A 23738-nucleotide genomic window follows, 5' to 3' on the forward strand; every position below is an offset into this window, starting at 1 on the left:
CGTCACAGCCGAAGGCGGCGTGTAGTCAGCGGGCCTTGGCGGCCGCCTGGAACACCACCCGGTCGCGGCCGATGACGACCTCGGTGTCGCCCGGCAGCGACAGCCGACCGCGACTGCGACTGCGGATAAGACCGGCGAGTTCGGCGACTCTGGGCGCGCCCAGATTCTGTGCGGGCACACCGAGGGAGAGCACCCAGTCGCGCAGCACCCTGCTCAGGATCGCGTCCTCGAGCTCGGCGAAATCGTCGACCGGCACTGAGGCGAGCCCCCGGAGGTGAGCGCTGACCTGCCCGGCGCGGGCGTCGAGGAAGTCGGCATCGGCCCGACACAGATCAGCGGTGCGAGCGAGATTCGCCGCGACCGGCTGACCGAGTTCGGTCTCGAGGCCGGCGAGCAGTCGGCGCGTGCGCACCCGGGCGTAGGCGGTGTCGTCGTTCATCGGATCGTGCCAGACCTCGATGTCCTGTGCCCGACAGGCCGCCTCGGTCTGCTCCCGGTCGAGGCCGAGCAGGGGCCGCAGCAGCCTGCCGGTGCGCATGCTCATACCGGCCAGGGACCGGGTGCCCGAACCGCGCATGAGGCCGAGCAGAACGGTCTCGGCCTGGTCGCTGCGGGTGTGGGCGGTCAGGATCCAGTCGGCTCCCGCCCTCGTCCGCGCGGTCTCGAGGGCGGTGTAGCGGGCATTTCGGGCCGCGGCTTCGAGCCCCTCGTCGGATTCGCTGATGTCGACGGGGACGACCTCGGCGGGCATGCCCCAGGAGTCGGCGGTGGCGGCGACTCGGTGGGCCACCTCGGCGGTCTCCGCCTGCAGTCCGTGGTCGACGGAGACGGCCCTGGCCCGGATCTCACCGCGACGGTGGAGGAAGGCGCAGGCGTGGAGCAGCGCCATCGAATCCGCTCCCCCGGACACGGCGACGATCAGCCCGGGCACGGCGGAGTCCGGCGCCCCGCCCGCGGCGTTCGCCCCGCCCGCGGCACCGGCAGGGGATTCGGGTGCGGCGGCGAGGCAGTCCCTCACGGCCCTGCGGACGGCTGCGCTGGCGGGGTCGAGGGTCGGGCGCCGCCTCGGCGGGGTGTGGTCAACCATGGACGCGATCGAGCCAGAGCTCGGGTTCGTGGATCTCTGCGGTGCTCGGCAGGTTGGCCGGTTCGTCGTAGACGCGGGAGAAGCCCTTCTGCCCGACCTTGCGGCGGACGGCGCGGACGAACTTCGCTCCGTCACGATACTGGGCGAGTTTGAGGTCCATCCCCAGCAGGTTCGACAGGAAGCCGCCCTGACCGGCGTCCCGGCGGGCCTCGAACTTCCTGCGCAGCCGGCGCACGCTCGGGATCACCCCGGCGCCGACCTCGTCCATGACGACATCGGCATGTCCTTCGAGCAGGGACAGGATCGCGGTCGCCTCGTCCAGTGCCGCCCGCATCTCCTCGTCGCGGATGAGGTCGACGAGGCTGGCCTCGCCCTTGAGGATGCGCCCGACCGTGGCGAAGAGATCGACGATGCCACCGACCCCGGGCATTCTGACGCGGGTGGATACGACGCCCGAGAGCAGTGAGCGCATGTGCTCGCGCAGCCACGGCGCGGTGGCGAACTGCACCTGGTGGGTGGCTTCGTGGAGGGCCACCCACATGCGGAAATCGCGCGCGTCGACGTTCATGGCCTCCTCGGCGATGAGCACCGCCGGAGCCACGAACATCAGACGCCCGGCCTCCTCGGCGAAGGGGTCGAACTGGCCGAGCACCCGGGTCGACAGCAGCGACAGCACCCCGGCGACCTCGACCGCGGCGCCCTTGGCGGTGGCCGGTGTCACGGGTGCCGGCAGGGCCGCCTCGTCGACCATGCCGTTGACGGACTGGGCGTTGGCCTTGACCCAGCCGACCTGGTCGAGCACGAGCACGGTCCCGGCGGCCAGGCGGGTCCGCACGTCATCGGCGTGGGCGGGTGCGAGCAGGAAGGAATCGAGCACGAGGTCCTGCGCGGTCAGGGCATTGTCCTTCATCCCGGCCACGAGCGCTTCGAGCTCGCCGAGGTCGGGGACCTTCGCGGCGGAGACGAGCTCACGGGCGGTGCGGGCGGCGAATCTCTCATCGACGATCATCGGCAGCCGCAATTCGCGAGTGCGGTGACGATGTCGTCCACGGTCTTCCTGGCTTCCAATATCTTGTCCTTGTCCACGTCGTCGATCTGAATGGAGAACACGAGGTAGCGTCCCTCCGCGTCGAGCACGCCTCCGGCCAGGGAGGTCACGGTCGACAGTGTTCCGGTCTTCGCATGCACCACTCCCGTGGCGTTGCGCTCCTCGACGAACCTTTCCGTCAAGGTACCCGTCAGGCCGCCGACCGGGAAGTGGCTGATGAGGCCGGCGAGCGAGTCATCGGCGTCGACGGAGGCCTGGAGGACGGTTGTGAGGTCGTGCGGGGCGATCCGATTGTCATAGGACAGTCCCGAGGTGTCGACGAGTTCGGTGCGGCCGAGATCGATCGAGTCCTCGAGGACCGAGAGCACCGCCCGAGGCCCGTTCTCGAGGCTGCCGTCCTCCCCCTGGGCGATCGCGACCTCGTTGCCGAGCATCTCAGCGACGACATTGTCGCTGTGCACCAGCGCGTACTCGACGATCTCGGAGATCGTCGCCGATTCCACTCGCGCGACCTCCTCGGTGTTGTCGGTCGAGGCGCCGTCGGTTGCGGTGCCGTCGGCGGAGTCCCCGGAAGAGGCGGCCTCGTCGTCCTCCGCCCTTGTGACGGTGATTCCGGTCTTCTTCAGCTCCTTCTCGAACGCGGTGAGCGCATCGGCGGCGGGGTGCTCGCTGCGAGCCCGCCACTGCTCGTCCTTCGATCCGATGTAGCCGGTGTCGACCATCAGCGGCTGGATCGGGGTGATCACGCCCTTGGCGATATCGGATCTCTCCCAGCCGGAGTCGAAGTCCTCACCGGTGTACCGGCTCGTGTCCAGGGCCAGACTCACCTCGGTGACGTTGTCGTCCTCGAGTGCCTGGGCGGTGTCCTCGGCCAGGGTGCGCAGCCCGCCGTGGCCGTTGACCGAGCCGGGATCGGAGTCGCCGGACGAAAGCAGCACGTCCCCTCCCCCGTTCAGGGTCACGGTCTTCGTCTGCGGATCGAAGCTCGTCGTCGTCGCCAGCCGCTGCTGCCCGCCGATGGACTTCAGCGCCGCGGCCGCGGTGAGCACCTTCGTCACCGAGGCGGGCGTGCGCGGTTTCGTTTCGCTCTTGGCGTAGAGGACATCATCGCTCAGACCGTCGCGGACTTCGAGGCCGAAGCCCTTGACGTCGGATTCCTTGAGGATGGCGTCGATCTTCTCCGGGATCTTCGTCGGCACAGGAGCGGAGTCATCCACCGCCGAGGAGGGCGCGGGCACCTCTGTGCCCCGGGCCTGCGGGGTCGGCACGGCCTCGACCTCGATCGGCGGATCCGTGGTGAGGAATCCGGGGAGTTCGGGCACGAGGTCATAGGCGTCGACGACCGCATAGCCGGCGAGGACGAGGGCCAGGGCTCCGGCGGTGATGCCGCCACCGATCCTCCTTCGGCGACGTCGCTTCGCCGCGGTCCGATCTGAGCGCTCGGATCCGGACTCCGGCGGGTTCGGTGTCGCCGACTCATCGGGGCTGTCGTTCAAACGCGCTCTCATTCCTCGACGACCGGGGTGCGGTCGTCGTCGGTGGACGGTGACGGGGACTTGTACCATCTATTCTAGTTACGCACCCCTAACGTGAAGGAGCACTATGGAACTGTTGGCCACGATCGAGATCCCGCGCGGGTCTCGCAACAAGTACGAGGTCGATCATGAGACCGGCCGAGTCAAGCTCGATCGCTACCTCTACACCTCGATGCAGTACCCCGCCGATTACGGCTTCATCGAGCACACCCTCGGAAACGACGGTGACCCGCTCGACGTGCTCGTGCTCCTTCCCGAGCCGCTGTTCCCCGGTGTGCTCATCGACATCCGCCCCATCGGCATGTTCAAGATGGATGACGAGGCCGGCGGTGACGACAAGGTGCTCGCCGTACCCGCCGGAGACCCCCGCTGGGACGACGTCCAGGGCATCGCGGACGTCAACAAGTTCACGCTCGACTCGATCGAGCACTTCTTCAGCCGCTACAAGGACCTCGAACCCGGCAAGTACGTGAATGGTTCGAGTTGGGCAGACCGCGATGTCGCGGAGGCCGAGATCAGCGCCTCCATCGAACGCTTCAAGGCAGAGGGCCACTGACCAGCTTCCCGCTCTTCATCTGATCCTCGACCGCCCGGACGATCCTGTCCGGGCGGTCTTTCGGTTCCCTGACCGTGATTTCCGTCACGATTCATTAGGTGAGCCTAAGCGGAAGTGTGAGCCAGGTTATGCGATTGTCGAGACATGAAACTCGATCATGTGTCATACGCCAGTGAACCTGACGGCTACCAGGCGACGGCCGAGCGGATCTCGGACAAGCTGGGAGTGGTTCCCTACGACGGCGGTGTGCATCCTCGATTCGGCACCAGAAATCTCATCTTCCCCCTAGCGAACGGCCACTACCTCGAAGTCGTGGAAGCCTTGGAGCATCCGGCCGCTCTCTCGACACCCTTCGGCCAGGCAGTCCGGGCTCGTTCCGAGCTCGGCGGCGGCTGGATGGGCTGGTGCGTCTCGGTCGACGATCTCACTGCCGTCGAGACCCGCCTCGAACGCAAGGCCGTCGATGGAAACCGCACACCGGAGTCCGGTTTGGAACTCAGGTGGCTGCAGATCGGCGTCAAGGGGCTCATCGCCGACCCCCAGCTGCCGTTCTTCATCAAGTGGTCCGCCGATTCCTCGCAGCATCCTTCGACGTACAAGACGAATGAAGACGTCGCCATCGACACCCTGCAGATCGCCGGGGACCGCGATCGTCTGCGCGATTGGCTGGGCACTCAGGATGCCAAGCCGATCTCGGAGATCAACATCGACTGGTCCGCACCCCACGGGACGCCGGGCATCATGTCGGTGAGCTTCAACACGCAGAACGGCCCCGTCACCATCTGAGCCCCTCAGCGTCCGCGTACTCTGCGGAGTCGAAGAAGGCCAGAGGCAGTGTCGCCTCTGTCCTTCTTCAGCTTATGGTCGTGGAGTCATCAGTCGCCCTGAGTCTCCAACGGCGATCCCTGCTCGCTTTCCGTCCCGTCTGCTTTCTTCCGACGCAGATGAGCGGCCGTCGCCATCGCACCGCCGGCGGCGAGGAGACCTGCTCCGCCGCCGAGCAGCGGCAGAGTGCTGTCAGTGCCGGTCCACGGCAGTTCACCGCCGTCCGACCCGGAGCCTCCTGAGCCGGAGCCGCCGTTCGAAGAACCGCCGCCCGAGCCGGATCCGCCGGAGCTGCCTGAACCTGAGCCGCCGTCGCTTCCGGCGCTCGCGGCCGCACCAGCTGCCGCGGCATCCTTCGCACCGTCCTGCGACCCGGCAGTCGATCCGGAGCTGTCGGCGTCCGTTCCGGTGCTGTCGCCCTTGGCATCGGTGTCCTCACCCGTTCCGGCACCATCTGAGCTGCCGTTCTCATCCGAGTCCTTGGCCCCTTCATCTGTGCCGTCGGCGTCGGAGTCCTGGTCCTTCGGCGGTTCAGTCGGATCCGGTGCCGATCCGCCGTCGCCCTTGATGACCTGCACGACCGTGGGCCGCGGCATCGCGGCCACTCCCTTATCGACATCGGTCGCGTCGACATAGTCGGGGAACTGCGAGTGCTGATCGGCATAGGAGCCGTCCTCACCTGGGTGCTGGACCGCAACGAAAGCTGACTCATACTCGTCGTGGACGAGTGGTCCGCAGACCTCGGCTTCGCGAGGCACGGACAGGAACTGTTCGACCCGACCGCGCTGGTCACCGTCGATCGTGACCTTGAACAGCCCGTCGCAGTAGCCGATGCCGTCGGGAGCACCGTCGGTGGAGATCCACAGGTTTCCGGCGGTATCGAAGGCCACATTGTCCGGGCAGGAGATCGGTGAGACCTGATCGGCGGGGAAGCCGGAGAAGTAGGTGGCATCGCCCTGCTTCGGGTCTCCGCAGACCAACAGCAGCGTCCAGTCGAATTCGGTGCCCGTATGATCGCCGGAACGCTCGGTGATCTCGACGATGTGCCCGTCGCGGTTCTCCGTGCGCGGATTGGCCTCATCTGCGGCGGCCTTCCCGTCGGTGCCGCGGTCGGAGTTGTTTGTGCACGCTACGTAGATGCGGCCGTTGACCGGGTTCGGTTCGACGTCTTCGCAGCGGTCCATCTTCGTCGGTCCGACCTTGTCGGCGGCCAGTCGGGTGTTGACAAGGACCTCTTCGACGGAGAATCCGGACACCTGCGACTTGCCGTCCTTGACCAGCGGAAGCCACTGTCCGCTGCCGTCGAACTCGCCGTCGGCGGGCACCTCACCGCTGCCGTCGATCTCGGACTTCGGTGAGTTGCCGGTGAACTTCGCGACGTAGAGGTCGCCGTCGGTCAGCAGCGTCTTGTTGTGTTCGCGGTCGCCCTCGACGTAGGTGTCCTTCGAGACGAACTTGTAGAGGTAGTCGAACTTCTCATCGTCTCCCATATAGGCCACGGTGTGGCCCGAATCGGAGATCGTGATGTTCGCCCCTTCGTGTTTGAAGCGGCCCATGTTCGTGTGCTTATGAGGGGTGGAGTTCGGGTCCCAGGGGTCGACTTCGACGATCCAGCCGAAGCGATTCGCTTCGTTCGCGTAGCCCGGGTTGTTCGTATCGAATCGGTCGACATCGGCTTCCCACCCGTTGGCCGAGTCTTCGCTGTCGAGACCGTAGCGCTTATCGGCCGCCGAGGTGCCCTGCGCCTTGAAGTACGAGTTGAAGTTCTCCTCACCGGACACCAGAGTGCCCCACGGGGTGAGTCCACCCGCGCAGTTGCCCAGTGTGCCCTGCGCCTTGTCGCCCTGCGGGTAGTCCTTCGTCCGCAGCAGGTCGGAGCCGGCGGCGGGACCGGTGAACTCGTATTCGGTGTCGATGAGGAACCGGCGGTTCTTCTTTCCGTTGACATCGATCGTCCACGTCGACTTCTCGTCCGTGCGGATGAGTTCGGCAACGGTCAGTCCGTGGGCTTCACGGCTGATCGCCCGCTGATCGGCTCCGTCCATGTCCTCGGGGTACATGATGGCGTCGTTCGTGTATTCCTGGTTGGCGAAGAGCACGGCCCGGTTGGAGTCATCGGGGTCGATCTGGATGGACAGGAAGTCGTTGTTGTAGCCGAACTGGCGGCGCTGCGCCTCTGGGCTCTGATTCTCCGGGTCAAATTTCGGAGAGTCGGGGAACAAGGGGTCTCCCCAGCGGACGATCGGATGCCAGGAGTAGCCTTCGGGGACGACGAATTCGTCGACCTCATGCTGGACCGGGTCGATGGCGGTGAAGGCCAGACTGCCTGCGGTGGCTGCGGCGGCAGAGCGTGCGGTCGGACTCGGTGCGGTGGTCACTGCGATGGCCAAGGCACCGGCAGCAGAGGCACCGAGAACCGCGCGACGGCTGAGCTTCGCATTGACGATATCGCGGAAATACCCATTCGCCGATGTGTTGCAGGTGGCCTTGAGGCAGGCGTTGTCGCACTTCAGTGCGCATGTGACGGGGCTGCGCTTGCCACGCACATGGTCGGCCATCGGCAGAAAGGTTCGCATAGATTCTCTCCTTGTATCGGGTATCTTCCCAGTCCGGGGCCCGCCCGGCACAGAGGGCGGAACCGGGAGGGCTCACCCGGTCGAGACTGTCACCGGCAAGCGGCCCTGGAACTACCCGTCGGTGAACTGCCGGTGAACCCAGCAGGTCGAGTGAGTGTCCCATTCGCCTGTCCCGGCTTCGGGTCCTGGTCTCAGCCTGGGGCTCCTGGCCTCAGCCGAAGTCGACGAGGGCGAGCACTCCCGGGGCGAGGAATCCGACGGCGTCGATGATGACATGCGCCCACACCAGCGGCATGAGTCTGCCCTTGCGCAGGAAATACCAGCCGAAGATGATGCCCATGGCGACGTTGCCGATGAACGGGCCGATGCCCTGATAGAGGTGGTAGCTGGCGCGGAAGAGAGCCAGGGAGATGATGATAGGCCAGGGCCCGAACCCCAGCCGCCGCAGTCGCAGCCACCCGAAACCGAAGATGATGACCTCTTCGACGATCCCGTTCTTCGCGGCCGAGAGCAGCAGGACGGGAATCGTCCACCAATGATCGCCGAGGTTGGACGGCTGGATCTCGGCCGTGATCCCCAGTGCCCTGCCGCCCGCGTACACCCCGAGGGTGCCGATGCCGATGATGAGGAAGATGAGGACACCGTGGCCGAGGTCGCGCCCTCGGTGCCCGTCGACTCCGAGTCGGGTCGACAGCGGCTGCGCCGGCCGGTCTCGGCTGAGCAGGTAGATCGCGAGGGCGACGGGAACGAGGGTGAAGCCGATGTCGAGAAGCTGGTAGATGAGGTCGAAACCCGGCCGGGGTGAGATCGAGGTATTGAGCTTCGCCTGGGCGTCGCTGATCGGCCCACGGGTGGCGATATCGGCCAGGCGCACGATTGCATAGACGGCCGACTGGCCCAGCGACAGGGCCGCAATGAGGCCGAGCTCGAACCACAGGCGCTTTCTCTCCTGTGGTTCGAGCTCGGTCGTCATGGACTCAACTCTAGCCGGGACGGATCAGTGTTTGGGTTCACCGTCCCCGTCGTCGCGGCGCGGGTTCTGGCTGCGCAGGGTGAAGTCCGTTTCCTGCCCGCTGCCTCGCTCCGCGTCGGCCTCCCGCCCGCCGCCTCCGTGGTCGGCGTCCGTCGATTCATCCGACGCCGAGGCGGTGCTGCCCGAATCCGTGGACCTCGGGTCCGCGGTCGGTGCGGCCTCCTCGGTGGGGGCCACCCCCTCTGTCCGTGTCCGAGGTTCACCGAAACCGGCGGCTGCGGCTCCCGCACCGGCGGGCACCGTGGCGGTCTCCCGCTGGTTCGCCCGGGCTTCGGCGGCGTCGAGGACCTCTCCGCGGGCCATGTTCTTCACGTACTTCTTCTCGGCCCGGCGTTCCTTCACTCCTTCGAGCAGCAGGTAGAGCACCGGCACGAGGATGAGCGTGAGCAGCGTCGAGCTGACCAGGCCGCCGATGACGACGATCGCCAACGGCTTCGAGATGAACACTCCCCCGCCGGTGAGCCCGAGGGCCATCGGCAGCAGCGCGAAGATCGTGGCGGCCGCGGTCATGAGAATCGGACGATAACGCAGCCGGGCGCCGTGGACGACGGATGTGCGCAGGTCGACCCCGCGAACACGGAAGTGGTTGATGAGGTCGATGAGCACGATCGCGTTCGTGACCACGATGCCGATGAGCATGAGCAGACCGATCATCGACGTCAGCCCCAGCGGGGTGTCGGTGATGAGCGAGAGCGCTACCGAACCGGTGGCCGCGAACGGGATCGAGACCAGCAGGATCAGCGGCTGCAGCAGCGACTTGAACGTGGCGACCATAATGACGAACACGATGAGGATCGCCGCGAGCATCGCCAGTCCCAGCTGCGAGAACGCTTCGTTCTGCTCCTGGGTGGCACCGCCGGTGTCGACGGACACCGTATCGGGCAGGTCCACCTCGTCGAGGGCCGACTGCACCTCGGTCGAGACAGCACCGAGGTCATCGCCCTCCGGGGTCACGGACACGGTGGTCGAGCGCTGCGAATCCGTGTGGCGGATCGTCGGAGCGGTCTTGACCTCCTTGACCTCGGCGACCTCATCGAGTTCGATGAAGCGCGGCTCCGAGGTCACGGGAGCGCCCGCATTCGGATCTCCGCCGGCTGCGCCACCGGCACCGCCACCAGCACCGCCGGCTCCACCAGCACCGCCTTCTCCGCCAGCGCCGCCGGCTCCTCCGGCCGCACCGGCGTCACCCGAACCACCGGCACCGCCAGCGCCTCCGGCTCCTTCGGCACCACCGGCCGCACCGGCATCACCTGCACCGCCGGCGCCTCCGGCAGCTCCTCCAGCGCCTCCGCCTGCAGCACCCGCACCGGCTCCGCCGGCAGGGGCTGTCTCTTCCGGCTTGCCCGGGATCTTGAGTTCACGCAGCTTCTCCACGGTGTCGGCATTGCGATCGAAGAGCAGCACCGAATGCGAGACATCGTCGATGACGACCTCACCGATCTGCTGACCGTGCATGGCCCGCTGCACATACTGGCCGATGGACGCCTCGGTGAGGTTCTCCTCTGCGGCCTTCTCATGATCGACCTTGACCTCGATCACGGGCTGGACCGCAGCGATATCGCTGGTCACCGACTGTGCCGAGGACACGCCTTCGAGCTTGTCGCTGACCTTCTTCGTCGCGTCTTCGAGTTCCTGCGCGTCGGTGGCCGTGAGCGTGACGTCGATCGTCTGCGCACCCGGGGTCGAGCTCTGGCTCGCCACCTCGACGTCACCGGCACCGTCGAGCTCGTCGAACTGCTTCTGCAGGTCGGCGGAGATCGACTGCGCCGAGACTCCGGACTTCGTGTTGACGATATACGTGCCCGTCAGCGACGAGTCATCGGTGAAGCCGAACGATGTTCCGCCCAGCGACAGCTGATAGTTGTCGACATTGGAGGCATCGGCGAGGATGTCCTCGACTTTCTTCGCCTGCTCCGATGCCTCATCGAGGTCCGTGCCCGGGTCGAAGGTCTGAGAGATCTGCAGGGAGTCCTGCCCGGTGTCGCCGAAGAGCTCGGTCTTCAGCTGGGGAATCATCGCTCCGGTGCCGCCGAGGATGAGCACGGCGATGAGGATCATGACGATCGGGTACTTCGTCGAGAACCCGATGACCGGCATATAGGTCTTCTGCAGACGCGTCACCGGAGAATGCATTCCAGCGAGCTCGTCGACTGCCTCCGTGCCGTCTTCGGATTCGCCGTAGCGCGGACCACCCGCGGCCACTCCGGTCGGTTCGGACCGGCTGGAGGCTTCACCTCGCGCAGAGGCAGCAGCCGGAAGGGAGGAATCGGCATCGTCGCGCGGGCCGGTGTCCTCGGCTTCGGCACCGGCGGCGACGAGGTCGCGCTTCTTGTCGGCCTTCTTCGCCGCCTTCTTCTCTGTCCGCCACTGCGACAGCATCGACTTGCGGCTGCGACGGATCTCGGCCTTCTCAGCGCGGGTGAGCTTGACCTTCGCTTCACGCTGACGGAGGAACCAGTACGCGAGGACGGGCACGATCGTCAGCGCCACAAACAGGGAGGAGAGCAGGGCGATCGTCGCGGTCAGGGCGAAGGGCCGGAACATCTCGCCGGTCTGCCCCGTCACGAACGCCAGCGGCAGGAACACGGCCACCGTGGTCAGGGTCGACGCGGTGATGGCCCCGGCCACCTCGGAGACGGCGGCGAGGATGTTCGAGAATTTGTCGCCACCGGAGGCATGACGTCTTCGGATCGCCTCGATGACGACGATGGAGTCGTCGACGACGCGGCCCACGGAGATCGTCAGCGCTCCCAGGGTGAGCATATTGAGGGTCTCCCCGCCCATCCACAGCCCGATCATAGCGATGAGGAGGGAGAGCGGAATGGAGATGGCGGTGATGATCGTCGCCCGCACCGAGAGCAGGAAGACAAGGATGACGAGGACCGCGAAGATCAGGCCCAACCCACCCTCGTTGAGCAGATCGTGGATGGACTGCTCGATGAACGGTGCCTGGTCGAACGCGGAGACGAACTCAGTGTTGTCGCCCATCATCTTCTCGAGTTCAGGCAGCTTGTCGGCCACCGCGTGTGAGACGTCGACGGTGTTCGCGTCGGATTCCTTCATCACCGACACGGACAGCGACGGCTGTCCGTTGGTGCGCGAGATCGATTCGACGGGCTCGTCGACGAGTGTGACGTCGGCGACGTCGGAGACCTGGACCGGTTCGTCCTTGCCGGAGATGACGAGGTCCTTGATCGCATCGATCGAGCGGATGCGCGTGCCGACCTCGACCGGGGCCGTGCCGTCGGCGCCCTTGAGCTCACCCGCCGAGGTGGGGACGCCGTTGGATTGGAGGATTCCGGCCACCTCGTCGAGGTTGGCTCCTTCGTCCTCGAGATCGTCACGACGGATGCTGATCTCGACCTGTTTGGTCTTCGCACCGGCGATCTGCACCTGGGAGACTCCGTCGACCTTCTTCAGCTCCGGTTCGACCATGTCCTCGAGATTCGCGGCCAGCTGGTCTTCATCGGCGTCGGAGGTCACGGAGAGGGCGAGAACCGGAATATCGTCGGTGCCCATCATCATGACGTTCGGTTCGACCCCGTCGGGCAGGGTCGGCTGCACTTGGGAGACCGCGCGCTGCAGAGCACGGACGACGTCATCGGAGTCGTCGCCGTACTTCGTGCCCACGGTGATCTGCGAACTGCCCGCCGAGGATGTCGAGGTCATGTCCTCGACTTCGGGCAGTGCGGTCAGCGCCCCTTCGAGGGGGTCGGTGACTTCGGATTCGACTGCCTCGGGGGTCGCCCCCTCGTAGGAGGCGGTGACCGTGGCCTGTGGGTTGTCGAGGGATGGGAAGAGCTCTTGCTTGAGGGCACCGGCTCCGATGACGCCGAAGATGACGGCAACGACGGAGATCAGCGCGATGAGCGCCCGGTTCTTCAAGCTCAGTCGAGTCAGGAAACTCACAGAGGGGACTTTCTTTGTCGTAGACAGGGCGACGACGCAGAACGCCGACAGAGCCATCCTAGTGAGTATCCGCTGAGCCGCCCATGAGGAAAACCTGACTTCTCGGAATCAGAACCGGGGCGCGCCCAGCCGCACCTGCGTCACTGAGTCGAAGCCGGCTGCCTCGGTCGGGTCTCGCGGCCGAAGAACCACATACCGGCGGCGATGATGCCGAGGACACCGGTGAGCAGGAACGCCCACGAGTAGTCGAAGTGGTCGACGACGGCTCCGGCGATGATCGGGCCGAGGATCGCTCCGCCGTCGAGGGCCATCTGGTAGCGGGCGAGCACTCGGCCGCCCTTGCGTTCGCGGCCGATGACATCGGCGACGGTGGCCTGTTGCGCGGGATTGGCCAGGCCGGATCCGACTCCGGCGATGACCGAGAAGGCGAAGAACAGCCAGATCGAGTCGATGAAGGCCAACGCCGCGGTCGTCACGCCGAGGACGAACAGACCCCATTGGATGAAGGGCTTGCGCCCGACGGTGTCCGCGAAGCGCCCCACGACCGTGACCGCCGAGGCATTGCCGATGGCGAACATGGTCAGAGCCAGTCCGGCCACGGCCGTATCGGCCTTGAGTGCCTGGATGGCGAAGAGCGGGTAGATGGCCACGCGGATGCCCATCGCCGACCAGCCTTGGACGAAAGCGGAGATGAGCGCGGAGCGGTAGGCCGAATCCTTCCAGGCTTCCCGGAAGGACATGACTTCCTGCTGCTCCTTGTCCTTCTCCGCCTCCAGGCGGGCACGCCCGGACTTCGTGGAGGAGCCGAATGAGGCGGTGGAGCCGAGGAAGACGCGGACGACGATGGCGGCGATGAGCAGACCGACGGCGTAGATGACGAACGGGATGCGCATCCCCCATCCGGCCATCGCACCGCCGAGGACGGGCCCGGCGATATTGCCGACGAGGAACGCTGTCGCATACGTCGAAGAGGCTTTCGCACGGGCGTCGATCGGGGCGAGCCGGACGATGAGGGCCATCGCGGAGACGCTGAACATGGTCGAGCCGATGCCGCCGAGCCCGCGGAAGATCAGCAGCTGCCAGTAGTTCTGGGCGAAGGCGACGGCCGCGGTGGAGGCGGCGACGATGAGGAGGCCGGTGATGTAGATTCGGCGTTCACCGAAGGCATCGACGAGGCGGCCAGACGAGGGTGAGAACACGAACCGGAAGAATGCGAACGAGGAGACGACGATGGTTGCGGCCGTGACCCCGAAGTCGAAGCTCGCTGCGAACTGCGGCAGGACGGGAGCGATGATTCCGTAGCCGAGGGCGACGATGAAGGCCGCTGCCACGAGGACGTAGATCTCCTTGGGCAGGCGGCGCGTTTCCGGAGTCTCGGTGTCGGGTGTGCTCACAGGGTATCGAGGAACTGTTCGGGCTTCGGCAGGGGGCGGGTGCTCGTGGTCAGCCGCTGTCGGTAGCGTTCGGAAACGGCTCCGATGTAGAACCAGCCCATGAGCAGCTCGTGATCGGCAAGACGGTGGAGGCGACGCACCGGTTCGGTGTTCGTCAGGGTTCCCGACCGCCACATCACTCCCCAGCCTGCCTGCCACAGAGCGAGCTCGAGAAGGTGTCCGGCACCGGCGGCCGTGGCGTGCTGCTCCCATTCGGGAACCTTGTCATGCTTGGCCGGTGAGGAGACGAGGGCGAGCAGGAGTTCGGCTCGCAGCGGCTTCGTGTTTGTCTCTCCCGGCTTGCGGACGACTCCGGCGGCTTCGTCGAGGGCCTCGCCGAGGCGGAGCCGGTCGTCTCCGCGGATGATGAGGAAGCGCCAGGGGCGCAGGGACTTGTGGTCGGCGACCGAGGAGATCGACCGGATGATCTCCAGCAGGTCGGAGTCGTTCGGGGTCTCCGGGTCGACCTTCGAGATCGACCGCCGTGTGCTCAGGGCGTGGAGAACGGGATCGGCGACGATGTCGATCGATGACGGCACCGAGTAGTCGGGTCCGCGGCGGGTGGGCGTGATGGTCGCGGTGCTGCCCTTCGCCGAGGCGGCGGCATCCTCGGCGTGGTCAGCGTTGTGCTCGCTCTGCGCCGAGCGGGCGGTCTGTGCGTCCTGCGCGGCGAGGTCCTTCGCCCAGGGGCCGGTGTTGCCGTCGAGGAAGTGGGCGCGCACGCGGTCTTTGGTCACTTCGCAGGCATCGCCGCCTGCGTCTTTGGACCGTTTGCGGGCCTTGTGTTTGGACTTCTTGCACTTGTCTTTTCTGTGGCTGCCCATCAGCTCACCCATTCGGCGAAGGCGGTGCGTGCCCTGCTGAGTTTCGGGTCGATGATGACACGGCAGTAGCCGCTGTCCGGGTTCGCGGTGTAGAAGTCCTGGTGGACATCCTCGGCGGGATAGAACGTGCCGAGGGGTTCGAGGGTGGTCACGATCGGATCGTCGAAGAGGGACTGTGCGGATTCGATGGCTTCGGCGAAATGCTGCTTCTCGGTCTCGTCGCGGTAGAACATGGCCGACCGGTACTGGGTGCCGACGTCGTAGCCCTGACGGTTGAGGCTCGTGGGGTCGTGGCCGGTGAAGAACAGGCCGAGGATGACCTCTTCGGGGACGATGTCGGCGTCGAAGGTCACCTGCAGGGCTTCGGCGTGGCCGGTCATGCCGGAGCAGACCTCGCGGTAGCCGGGGTTGTCGGTGTGGCCGCCGGTGTAGCCGGAGATCACTTCTCTCACGCCGGTGGTCCGCTGGTAGACGGCGTCGAGGCACCAGAAGCAGCCGGCGCCGAGAGTGAGAGTCTGAAGATCGCTCATGATTCGTATAACGATGACACGCGCAGGTTATTCCCGGCAGCCCCGGCTCACATCACCAAACCGGACGGCAGAGAGAAGCCGAGCTCGGCGGCTGCCTTCTGCGTCGAGGGCTGGTGCCAGAACTTCGCGACCGATCCGTTCGTCGCCAGGGATCGCATCTCGGCCTTGTCGAGGAAGAGGATTCCGGACAGGTGGTCGGTCTCGTGGGCGACGATGCGTGCCGACCAGCCGGAGACCTCCTCGGCGATGGGGCTGCCCTGCAGGTCGGTGCCTGTCAATGCGATTGTGCGGGGGCGGGCGACGACGGCCTGGTAGCCGGGGATCGACAGGCATCCTTCATAGAAGGCGACGTCGTCTGCGCCGGCGCGTTCGTATCCCGCGTTGAGGACGACTCGCAGCGGCATCGGCTCCCGTTGCCGGACCTTCGCGACTTCGGGATCGCGGGCGCCGGGATCCTCGGCGACGAACATCGACAAGGCAATGCCCACTTGCGGGGCGGCGAGGCCGACTCCGGGGGCTGCGAGCATGGTTGCTCGCATCACCTCGGCGAGCTTCTCGAGCTCGGCATCGTCGACCTGCCCGTCGAAGGGGCGGGTGTCGGTGCGCAGGACGGGGTCACCGGCCTCGACGATGGGCGCGGTCCCATCTCCCTCCTCGGCGGCGGTGAGGACAGCCCGGATCTGTTCGGCGATCAGCGCATCGGCTGCGTGCATGGAATGGTTTCCTCAGCTCGCGCGAGCGACGATGAGTTCGGCGTGCTTGAGCAGCGGGGCGTCGATCATCTTGCCCTCGAAGGAGAATGCGCCTTTCTCCGTCTTCGCCAGGTCGAGCACGGATTGTGCCCATGTCAGCTGTTCGTCGCTGGGGCGGAAGGCGTCGCGGACGACGGGCACGTGGTTGGGGTGGATGGAGACCTTACCGGAGAAGCCCGACTGCACGGCGTCCTCGGCTTCGGCGGCGAGGCCCTCGAGGTTCGGAATGTCCGCCCAGATCGAGTCGAGGGCGAACTTGCTGTGGGCCCGGGCGGCGAGCAGGGTCTGGCTGCGCACATGCTTGGCTACGTCCCGGTAGCCGCCGTCATCCTTGCGTGAAGAGCCTCCGCCGAGGTCAGCGATGAGATCCTCGGATCCCCACATCAGCGCGTAGACGTTCGGGGCGGCGGCGATCTCGGCGACGTTGACGGCGCCGAGCGCGGTTTCGATGAGCGCGATGACCTGGAAGCCCGACAGGATCGACAGATCCGCTGCGAGTTCTGCCTTCGGCAGCATCACGGCCGTGTAGTCGGTGCGTGCGAGCATCTTGAGGTCCTCGCCGAGGTGGCCCGAATCGTGGGAGTTCACCCGCACGACCGTGCGGCTGGGGTCGAGGGGGAAGTCGACGATGGACTCCCGCGCGGCGGCTTTGTCGGCCTCGTTGACGGCGTCCTCGAGGTCGAGGATGACGATATCCGAGCGTTCGGCAGCTTTCGTGTACCGGTCGGGGCGGTCGCCGGGGACGAAGAGCCAGGCGGGTTTGAACTCGAGTGCCATGGGCGTGCTCACTTTCCGGTTTCGGTCTGGTCGGCGGTATCGGCGGCGGACTTCGCAGCTGCGGATTCGTGGCTGGAGTCGAACATCATCGCCTGGCGCACGGCCTTCGCGACGAGCTTGCCGTCCTGGTTGTAGCCGCGGTGTTCGAAGGTGACGATGCCCTGGCCGGGACGCGACTTCGAATTGCGCTTGTCGAGGATCGTCGTCTCCGCGTAGAGGGTGTCGCCGTGGAACATCGGTGCCGGGAAGCTGACCTCGGAGAAGCCGAGGTTTCCGACCGTCGTGCCCTGGGTGAGCTGGGATACGGACAGGCCGATGAGGGTGGCAAGAGTGAACATCGAGTTCACGAGGCGCTCACCGAAGGGTTCGGTGGCCGACCATGCGGCGTCGAGGTGCAGGGCCTGTGTATTCATGGACACGGCCGTGAACAGGGTGTTGTCCGCCTCGGTGATGGTGCGGCCCGGCGCGTGCTTATAGGTGGCGCCGACTTCCATCTCGTCCAGCCACAGACCTCGTTGTGCAATGACCTTGTCACTCATGTAACGCTCCTCACTCGTCGTGATTTGAGTTTATCGCCATTCACCGGAGCCCTGCGACCCGGGGGTCGGTAGGATCGAGCCCATCATGGCCATCACACGAACGCTCGTCGTCGTCACGCATCCCGAGTCGCGACATCATCTCGAGTCGCGGGTCGGCGGGTGGCACGATTCCGCACTCACCGTTCGCGGTGAGTTCCAAGCCGATCGCATCGCTGCCGAGCTGCAGTCACGGATTCCGGCGGGTGCCTCGGCGCAGGTCTTCACCTCCGATCTCCGGAGGGCCCGCGCAACCGCCGAGATGATCGCCGATCGGCTCGGCAGTCGAGTGGTCGACCGCCCGGACCTGCGCGAGAAGTCGTACGGGGTCGCGGAGGGGCGGGCGCAGTCCTGGCTGGACGAGCGCTTCGTCTTCCCGCCCGTGCCGGATGATGCCTTCGACCATGCGGCGCGGCTCGATCATGCCGAAGGCATCGACGGGGCGGAGACGCGGCGTGAGGCCGGTGCTCGGATCTACGCCGCCGTCGACGAGGTCCTCGCACAGCGGGCCTCGCACCAGGTGGTCGTCACGCACGGCTTCGCCCACACGTTCGTCATCGGTCGATGGCTCGAGCTGCCTCTCGAGGCGATGGGCCGGGCGACGTTCGCGGCGCGATCAGGGTGCATCACAGAACTGGTCGAGGACGATCTGTTCGGCAATCGGACCCTGCAATCGCTGGCGGCGGTGGACCACCTCGGCGATGCCTGAGGTGGTCCACCGCTGTGAGAGCAGAGGGCATTTGCCTGCTCTTAGTGAGATGGCCGTCTGATCGGCTGTGCACCGGTCAGGAGCTCAGCTCGGTATCGAGTTCGCTGAAAGCCGATGACCATCCGTCGTACACGCTCTCGTCCGAACCCGAGTCGTCCGGCAGGCCGGTCAGCGTGAAGGTCATGCGAGTGCGGCCGGCGTCGAGCTCGTCGAGTTCAATGCTCACGCGCGGAGCCTCGTCGACCTCGCCGGGACTCCCCCACGTGAAATCGAGGCGGTCGGGTTCGTCGATGCGGAGGTACTTCCCGGCGGTCGGGAACTCCTGTCCCGTGTCGGGGATGCGCATCGTATAGGTGTACTCGCCTCCGACGCGCAGGTCGACGGAGACGGATTCGCGTGGGGTCACCAGCGTTTCGGGGTGGAACCAGCGGGCCATCACGTCCGGATTCGTCCATGCTTCCCAGACGCGGGCGCGCGGTGCGGCGAATTCGCGGACGATGGTGAAGCCGGGCTCCTCCGCCTGTGCGCTGTTCGGGTCGGTGGCTGTGTGGTCTGTGTTCTCGGCGTTCATCGCTGTTCTCCCCCTTGAGTCGTGCATGATGTCCGCGTCGTTCGGTTCATCGTTTCGTCGATGTCGGGTCCGCGGTTCATTCCGCGGTCGACGGATCGGTCGTTGCAGGGTCAGTGGGCACCTCCTCGGCGAGGATGCGATCGAGATTGTCGAAGCGCTGCTGCCATTCGTCGTGAGCCGACTGCAGCCAGCCGGTCGCCTCGGTGAGCGCGTCGGCGTTGAGTGCGACGATGCGCTGCTGTGCGGATTTCGACCGCGTGATGAGCCCTGCAGTCTCGAGCACCTTGAGGTGCTGGGAGACCGCGGACCGGCTGATCGGCAGCGGCTCCGCAAGCTCACCTGCGCTCTTGTCTCCCGAGCGCAGCCGATCGATGATCGCCCGACGAGTCGGGTCGGCCAGCGCCGCGAAGACGAGATCCATACTCATTTAAGCATCCCCTTAATTAAGTGATTACTACAATACACTGCTCTGACGTCCCGTCAAGGGGTGCGCATCATCGGATCGGACTTCTCAGCACACTTGCGCCCAACCCGACTAGGCTGGAAGCAGCCGCTTCGGCCCACCCCGAGTTCGAGGAGAGACATGGATCGCGATTCGATCGACTGCTGGCTGACCGATATGGACGGTGTCCTGGTCAAGGAGAACAATCCCCTGCCGGGAGCCGCCGAGCTGCTCGCCCAGTGGCGCCAGGCGGACATCCCCTATCTGGTGCTGACGAACAATTCCATCTACACCGCCCGTGACCTCTCCGCCCGGCTGCGCTCGAACGGACTCGACGTCCCCGAGTCGAACATCTGGACCTCGGCGATGGCCACCGCGGATTTCCTGTCCAACCAGGTCGAGCACGGCACGGCCTATGTCGTCGGCGAGGCGGGGCTGACCACGGCGATCCACGAGGCCGGGTTCGTCATGACAGAGCACGACCCCGAGTTCGTCGTCGTCGGTGAGACCCACTCCTATTCGTTCGAGGCGATCACGAAGGCGATCCGCCTCATCGATGCCGGCTCCCGCTTCATCGTCACGAACCCGGACGCCACCGGCCCCAGCCCCGAGGGCGTCCTGCCGGCCACCGGCGCCATCGCCGCACTCATCACGAAGGCGACGAACCGCGAGCCCTACGTCGTGGGCAAGCCGAACCCGATGATGTTCCGCTCGGCCCTGAACAGGATCGGCGCGCATTCGATGAGCACAGCGATGATCGGCGATCGCATGGACACCGACATCATCGCCGGGATGGAAGCGGGCATGCACACGGTCCTCGTGCTGTCGGGAATCTCCACCGCCGAGGATGTCCGCCGCTTCCCATTCCGACCCAACGAGATCGTCAACGGAGTCCACGAGCTGCTCGATGTGCCGCTGGAGAACCGCGGAGAGCTCGGCCCCGACACCACCGGCTCCGCCTGAGGCGGCCCCGCACCTGCGGCGCCGGACATACAGCCTCCCAGCGGCGAGAAGCTGGCGCCTGCAGCCTCCACCTGGCGACAAACGGGTTGAGGCACACGTGGATTCGCCGAAAAACGGGCTGAGTGTCGAAACACGGGTGTGCCCACGCGTTTTTCGACACTCAGCCCGTTTCTCGATGAAGCTGCCCCGGCGACCGCTCCGCGGCCCGCGGCCGCCCCAGCACAGGAGAGCACCCACGCCAGACTCTCCGGAACCCGATTACCCAATGCTGAATATGCGGTTTGATGCCATTTGATCTTTTTTCATTGCATTTATTGCGTATTTGGTTCATGCTTGATGAGTGTTCCAAGTGCTGACGACGCGGCAGCTCCGTGAACTCGGTATGACCCGCAAACAGATGGCCGAAGCGGAACGATGCTGCCTGCGCAGAGTCAGGAAGGGCCACTTCGTGATCCGCAGGGCCTGTGACGATGACCATCACGGACCCATCCGCGGTCTTTCTACGGATCACGACACTTCGTTCCCGACTGTTTTCGGAGATCTGCGAGACGAAGCCGAGGAACTGCGGGTCCAGATCGCATGCCGCCTCGATTCTCTTCGGCCGGGAGGTGTGTTCTCTCATGTATCGGCTGCGCTCATCCACCGTCTCGACCCGGCCTTGATCGAATCATCGAAAGTCGAAATCTCCAGGGATTCCCCTACCCGCAACTACGATGACGTGCTGATGTACTCGCGAAGACTTCCACCGGAAGAGATCTCATCCGAGTTCGCTTATCCGGTCACTACTCTGCCCAGGACCTTGGCCGATGTTTCCCTTGACCGTTCGCTCGAGGTTTCCGTGCCGCTCATCTCTCAAGCGCTCCGTGCGGGAAAGGTCGACCGGTCGGACATCACAGAGCGGCTGGTGAAAGGGAAGCGGGGACGCAGAAGAGCCCTACTGGCTGTCGAGCTCTCGAGTGCTGAATATGAATCCCCTGCCGAGGCGGTATGTGCGGTGAAATTCCACCGGTTCGGAATCACTGGGATGGTCCCGCAGGTCGAGACCTTCACAGAGTCAGGCAGATTCATCGGCCGAAATGATTTTCGGCACAAGTGTGCAGCCGTCGCAGTGGAAGTCCATGGTGTCGGCAAGTTCTACCTCAGCCCTGACGGTCCCGATGAAGCGTCCAAAACGAGCCATCAGCGCAATATGGATCTGCTCAATGCAGGCTTCACCGTCTTCAACCTGAGCTTCGGAGACCTCTTCAGGCCCCGCATTTTCGCCGCGATCAAGCGAGCTATCGAGACCGCGAATCAGCGAAAAACGGGCTGAGCGTCGAGACACGGGGGTGCCCGGTATATTTCAAGCTGTTTGTGACAGCTCGGTGTTTTCTGGGCTATTGATGCCGGCGTGGGTCGGTGGGCCAGCGGCTATGGGGCTGGTGTGGAATCGTTCCGGATGCGCGCAGTGACGGGCCTCCAGAGTGGCTTGGCGACGGGCCCGGACAAGCTCGGTACGTCCGTGATGGACATCGTTGGGAGTGTAATAATTCAGGCCGCTGTGGCGGTGGTTCGCGTTGTAGTCAGCAATGAACGCGGCCATGTAGTCACGAGCATGATCGATGGATTCGAACCGGGTGGGAAAGTCCAAGTGGTACTTGATGGTCTTGAACGTCGATTCACTAAACGCGTTGGGGACTGCTGAAGGTTTGGGACTGCTGAAGGTTTGGTTGACTCCGGGGTTTATGCCGCCAGAGCGACGACCTTGTGGTGAACAAGCTCGTATTCAACCGGGGTCAGTTTACCCAAACGTCGCTGTCGACGCTTCCGGTGATAGGTCCGCTCGACCCAGTGCACGATCACCTTCCGCAACCTCGCTCGCGTGTCCCAACGGCCTCTATCGAGGACGTTCTTCTGCAACACGGCGAAGAACGATTCCATCGCCGCGTTGTCGCCAGCAGCACCAACCCTTCCCATCGATCCGACGAGCCCATAGTGCCGTAAAGCGTGCTGGAATTTGCGGGAACGAAATTGCGACCCGCGGTCCGAATGCACCACGCAACCGGCCACAACGCCAGCCCCGCCGCGGCGGGCTACAGCATCGTCAATCGCTGCTACGGCCAGGCGCGACTTCATTCTCGAGTCGATGGCATAGCCGACGATTCTGTTGCTGAACACGTCCTTGACCGCGCACATGTACAGCTTGCCCTCACCGGTGTGATGCTCCGTGACGTCGGTCAGCCACAATTCGTTGATTGCCTTGGCCGTGAAGTCTCGTTTGACAAGGTCATCACACACTGGCGGGCCGGGCTTCTTCCCATGTTTCCGAGCTCGTTTGATCGTGTTCGAGAACAGCTCTTGCTGCGAGCACAATCGCCACACACGACGCTCTGACGCTTGCAGACCTGCGGCGTGGAGTTCATCGGCGATGAAACGGTATCCGAACTCGGGATCGTCCGTATGGACATCATGGGCGGCATTGATCAGGTGCGCCTCCTCGAGATCCCGGTCAGAGATAGGTTTCGCGCACCACTTGTAGAACCCCTGCTTGGTGAAGCCGAGCACCCGACAGGTCACTGCCACCGGCACCCCGGTGGCAGCAAGGTCGAGGACCAGCGGGTACATCATTTTGGGTGATGGCCACCGAGCTTCAAGTTCGCTTGCGAGAGGTAGGCGGCAGCCTCACGGAGGATCTTGTTCTCCCTCTCGAGCTCGCGAATGCGTTTCAGCGCTGCCGCCTGGGCGCGTGACTCCTCGGCATCACGGGAGGGCTCGAGTCCGTGCTCGCGTAGCCGCGAGTCACGGACCCAGGCTTGTAGGGCTGATTTCGAGATGCCGAGGTCGGCGCAGACCTGCTTCTGGGTCATCCCGTCGTTGATGAGATCGAGCGCTGATTGCTTGAACTCATCGGTGTAGATCTTTGGCATGACTTCTATCCTTCCTGGAATTTATCCAGTCGTGAAGTCAACCAAACCTTCAGCAGTCCCTTGTCATTCGACACTCTGGGCCGGGAAAAGGACAGCTTGATCCCCAGCGACTGAGCGAACTGGACAGTCGTTGCCGCGCGCATGGGAGCCCCGTTATCGGCGTGTAGCACGGTCGGGTACTGCTGGTTAGTTGCCACAGCCTGATCGATCATGGTCTGAGCATGGACGGATTTCTCGGAAGTCTCGACCCGGTGGCCAACGATCTTGCGAGAGAAAACGTCCATGATGGCATAGAGGCGATAGATGACCTTGCCGGGACCGCGCAGCATCGTGATGTCCCAACTCCACAGTTGGTTCGGTGCGCAGGCAGCGTGGACCGGCTTAGGCCGTTTGGGCTGGTTACCACGGCGCTGGGCGCGACGGTCTCCGTTCTGCCCGTGTGCGGCCACCACTCGGTGAGCCGTCGACGCGGAGAATGGCACCTGCCCGGCATCGAGCATCCGCCAATACGCCTGGGTGACAGACAGGCTCTCATAGTCTTCAGAGTTCAACAGCGCCATGAACGCATCGGCCTCGGCGGTGGTGATCCGACTCGGGTAGTCGCGTTCCTTCTGCGGCACCTGCACCCCGGCCGGGACCGCCGGATTCTGGTGACGGTACCAACTCGTACGATGCACACCCATCAAC

General features: G+C 65.1%; 21 protein-coding genes and 1 pseudogene. 5 read left to right on the plus strand and 17 right to left on the minus strand.

Annotated elements, in window-relative coordinates:
- Positions 1-25: 25 nt before the first annotated feature.
- Genes tilS through dacB form a run of 3 tightly spaced genes read right to left on the minus strand, consistent with a single transcriptional unit; the run spans position 26 to position 3631 of the window.
- On the minus strand, positions 26-1087 hold the full coding sequence (gene tilS, locus IG171_RS11865; RefSeq protein ID WP_212127651.1) for a tRNA lysidine(34) synthetase TilS: 1062 nt from the start codon (positions 1085-1087) through the stop codon (positions 26-28).
- Positions 1080-2108, minus strand: a complete 1029-nt coding sequence (locus IG171_RS11870; protein WP_249203663.1) for a zinc-dependent metalloprotease — start codon at positions 2106-2108, stop codon at positions 1080-1082. The genes tilS and IG171_RS11870 overlap by 8 nt, the downstream gene beginning before the upstream one ends.
- The gene (gene dacB / locus IG171_RS11875) at positions 2093-3631 is read right to left on the minus strand and encodes a D-alanyl-D-alanine carboxypeptidase/D-alanyl-D-alanine-endopeptidase (RefSeq protein ID WP_249203664.1); all 1539 of its coding nucleotides are present in this window, start codon (positions 3629-3631) and stop codon (positions 2093-2095) included. The genes IG171_RS11870 and dacB overlap by 16 nt, the downstream gene beginning before the upstream one ends.
- A gap of 106 nt (positions 3632-3737) precedes the next feature.
- Here dacB and IG171_RS11880 point away from each other — a divergent pair, with 106 nt between their 5' ends.
- Positions 3738-4226, plus strand: a complete 489-nt coding sequence (locus IG171_RS11880) for an inorganic diphosphatase (RefSeq protein ID WP_212127653.1) — start codon at positions 3738-3740, stop codon at positions 4224-4226.
- A 144-nt stretch (positions 4227-4370) separates the two neighbouring features.
- The gene (locus IG171_RS11885; protein WP_212127654.1) at positions 4371-5012 is read left to right on the plus strand and encodes a VOC family protein; all 642 of its coding nucleotides are present in this window, start codon (positions 4371-4373) and stop codon (positions 5010-5012) included.
- A gap of 89 nt (positions 5013-5101) precedes the next feature.
- On the opposite strand, the gene IG171_RS11890 is transcribed toward IG171_RS11885, so the two are convergent.
- The 9 genes from IG171_RS11890 to IG171_RS11930 form a co-directional block, all read right to left on the minus strand.
- Positions 5102-7627, minus strand: coding sequence for a PhoX family phosphatase (locus IG171_RS11890; RefSeq protein ID WP_212127655.1), 2526 nt, complete (start codon positions 7625-7627; stop codon positions 5102-5104).
- Positions 7628-7838: 211 nt separating this feature from the next.
- Positions 7839-8600: a CPBP family intramembrane glutamic endopeptidase gene (locus IG171_RS11895; RefSeq protein WP_212127656.1), complete on the minus strand. Its 762-nt coding sequence runs from the start codon at positions 8598-8600 to the stop codon at positions 7839-7841.
- 24 nt (positions 8601-8624) lie between these two features.
- Positions 8625-12569: an efflux RND transporter permease subunit gene (locus tag IG171_RS11900; RefSeq protein WP_249203665.1), complete on the minus strand. Its 3945-nt coding sequence runs from the start codon at positions 12567-12569 to the stop codon at positions 8625-8627.
- 140 nt (positions 12570-12709) lie between these two features.
- On the minus strand, positions 12710-13963 hold the full coding sequence (locus IG171_RS11905; RefSeq protein WP_249203666.1) for an MFS transporter: 1254 nt from the start codon (positions 13961-13963) through the stop codon (positions 12710-12712).
- Positions 13960-14826: a nitroreductase family protein gene (locus tag IG171_RS11910; RefSeq protein ID WP_212127657.1), complete on the minus strand. Its 867-nt coding sequence runs from the start codon at positions 14824-14826 to the stop codon at positions 13960-13962. Before IG171_RS11910 ends, IG171_RS11905 begins: the two co-directional genes overlap by 4 nt.
- Positions 14826-15356: a peptide-methionine (S)-S-oxide reductase MsrA gene (msrA, locus tag IG171_RS11915; protein WP_212127658.1), complete on the minus strand. Its 531-nt coding sequence runs from the start codon at positions 15354-15356 to the stop codon at positions 14826-14828. Before msrA ends, IG171_RS11910 begins: the two co-directional genes overlap by 1 nt.
- Before the next feature lie 47 nt (positions 15357-15403).
- A complete protein-coding gene (locus IG171_RS11920) occupies positions 15404-16069 on the minus strand; it encodes a peptide deformylase (protein ID WP_212127659.1) in 666 nt (221 codons plus the stop codon).
- 12 nt (positions 16070-16081) lie between these two features.
- Positions 16082-16885, minus strand: coding sequence for a CoA ester lyase (locus IG171_RS11925; protein ID WP_212127660.1), 804 nt, complete (start codon positions 16883-16885; stop codon positions 16082-16084).
- 8 nt (positions 16886-16893) lie between these two features.
- On the minus strand, positions 16894-17424 hold the full coding sequence (locus IG171_RS11930) for a MaoC family dehydratase (protein ID WP_212127661.1): 531 nt from the start codon (positions 17422-17424) through the stop codon (positions 16894-16896).
- Positions 17425-17509: 85 nt separating this feature from the next.
- Between IG171_RS11930 and IG171_RS11935 the strand changes: the two genes are divergently transcribed.
- Complete coding sequence (locus tag IG171_RS11935; protein ID WP_212127662.1) at positions 17510-18169, plus strand: histidine phosphatase family protein; 660 nt, start codon at positions 17510-17512, stop codon at positions 18167-18169.
- Positions 18170-18245: 76 nt separating this feature from the next.
- Here the strand turns inward: IG171_RS11935 and IG171_RS11940 are convergent, their stop codons facing one another.
- Both IG171_RS11940 and IG171_RS11945 read right to left on the minus strand, forming a co-directional pair.
- Complete coding sequence (locus IG171_RS11940) at positions 18246-18740, minus strand: SRPBCC domain-containing protein (RefSeq protein WP_212127663.1); 495 nt, start codon at positions 18738-18740, stop codon at positions 18246-18248.
- 76 nt (positions 18741-18816) lie between these two features.
- A complete protein-coding gene (locus IG171_RS11945) occupies positions 18817-19167 on the minus strand; it encodes a metalloregulator ArsR/SmtB family transcription factor (protein ID WP_212127664.1) in 351 nt (116 codons plus the stop codon).
- A 156-nt stretch (positions 19168-19323) separates the two neighbouring features.
- Between IG171_RS11945 and IG171_RS11950 the strand changes: the two genes are divergently transcribed.
- Positions 19324-20145, plus strand: coding sequence for an HAD-IIA family hydrolase (locus IG171_RS11950; protein WP_212127665.1), 822 nt, complete (start codon positions 19324-19326; stop codon positions 20143-20145).
- A 340-nt stretch (positions 20146-20485) separates the two neighbouring features.
- Positions 20486-21457 (plus strand): hypothetical protein, encoded by a 972-nt coding sequence (locus IG171_RS11955; RefSeq protein WP_212127666.1) that lies wholly within the window; start codon positions 20486-20488, stop codon positions 21455-21457.
- 30 nt (positions 21458-21487) lie between these two features.
- On the opposite strand, the gene IG171_RS11960 is transcribed toward IG171_RS11955, so the two are convergent.
- The 3 genes and pseudogenes from IG171_RS11960 to IG171_RS11970 all read right to left on the minus strand — a co-directional run bounded on the left by IG171_RS11960 (position 21488) and on the right by IG171_RS11970 (position 23734).
- Complete coding sequence (locus IG171_RS11960; protein ID WP_249203667.1) at positions 21488-21775, minus strand: integrase core domain-containing protein; 288 nt, start codon at positions 21773-21775, stop codon at positions 21488-21490.
- A gap of 92 nt (positions 21776-21867) precedes the next feature.
- A pseudogene (locus IG171_RS11965) lies at positions 21868-23051 on the minus strand (IS3 family transposase).
- A 5-nt stretch (positions 23052-23056) separates the two neighbouring features.
- A complete protein-coding gene (locus IG171_RS11970) occupies positions 23057-23734 on the minus strand; it encodes a DDE-type integrase/transposase/recombinase (protein WP_212127667.1) in 678 nt (225 codons plus the stop codon).
- Positions 23735-23738: the final 4 nt, after the last annotated feature.

The organism is Brevibacterium sp. SMBL_HHYL_HB1 (assembly GCF_018208375.1).
Lineage (GTDB): Bacteria > Actinomycetota > Actinomycetes > Actinomycetales > Brevibacteriaceae > Brevibacterium > Brevibacterium intestinavium.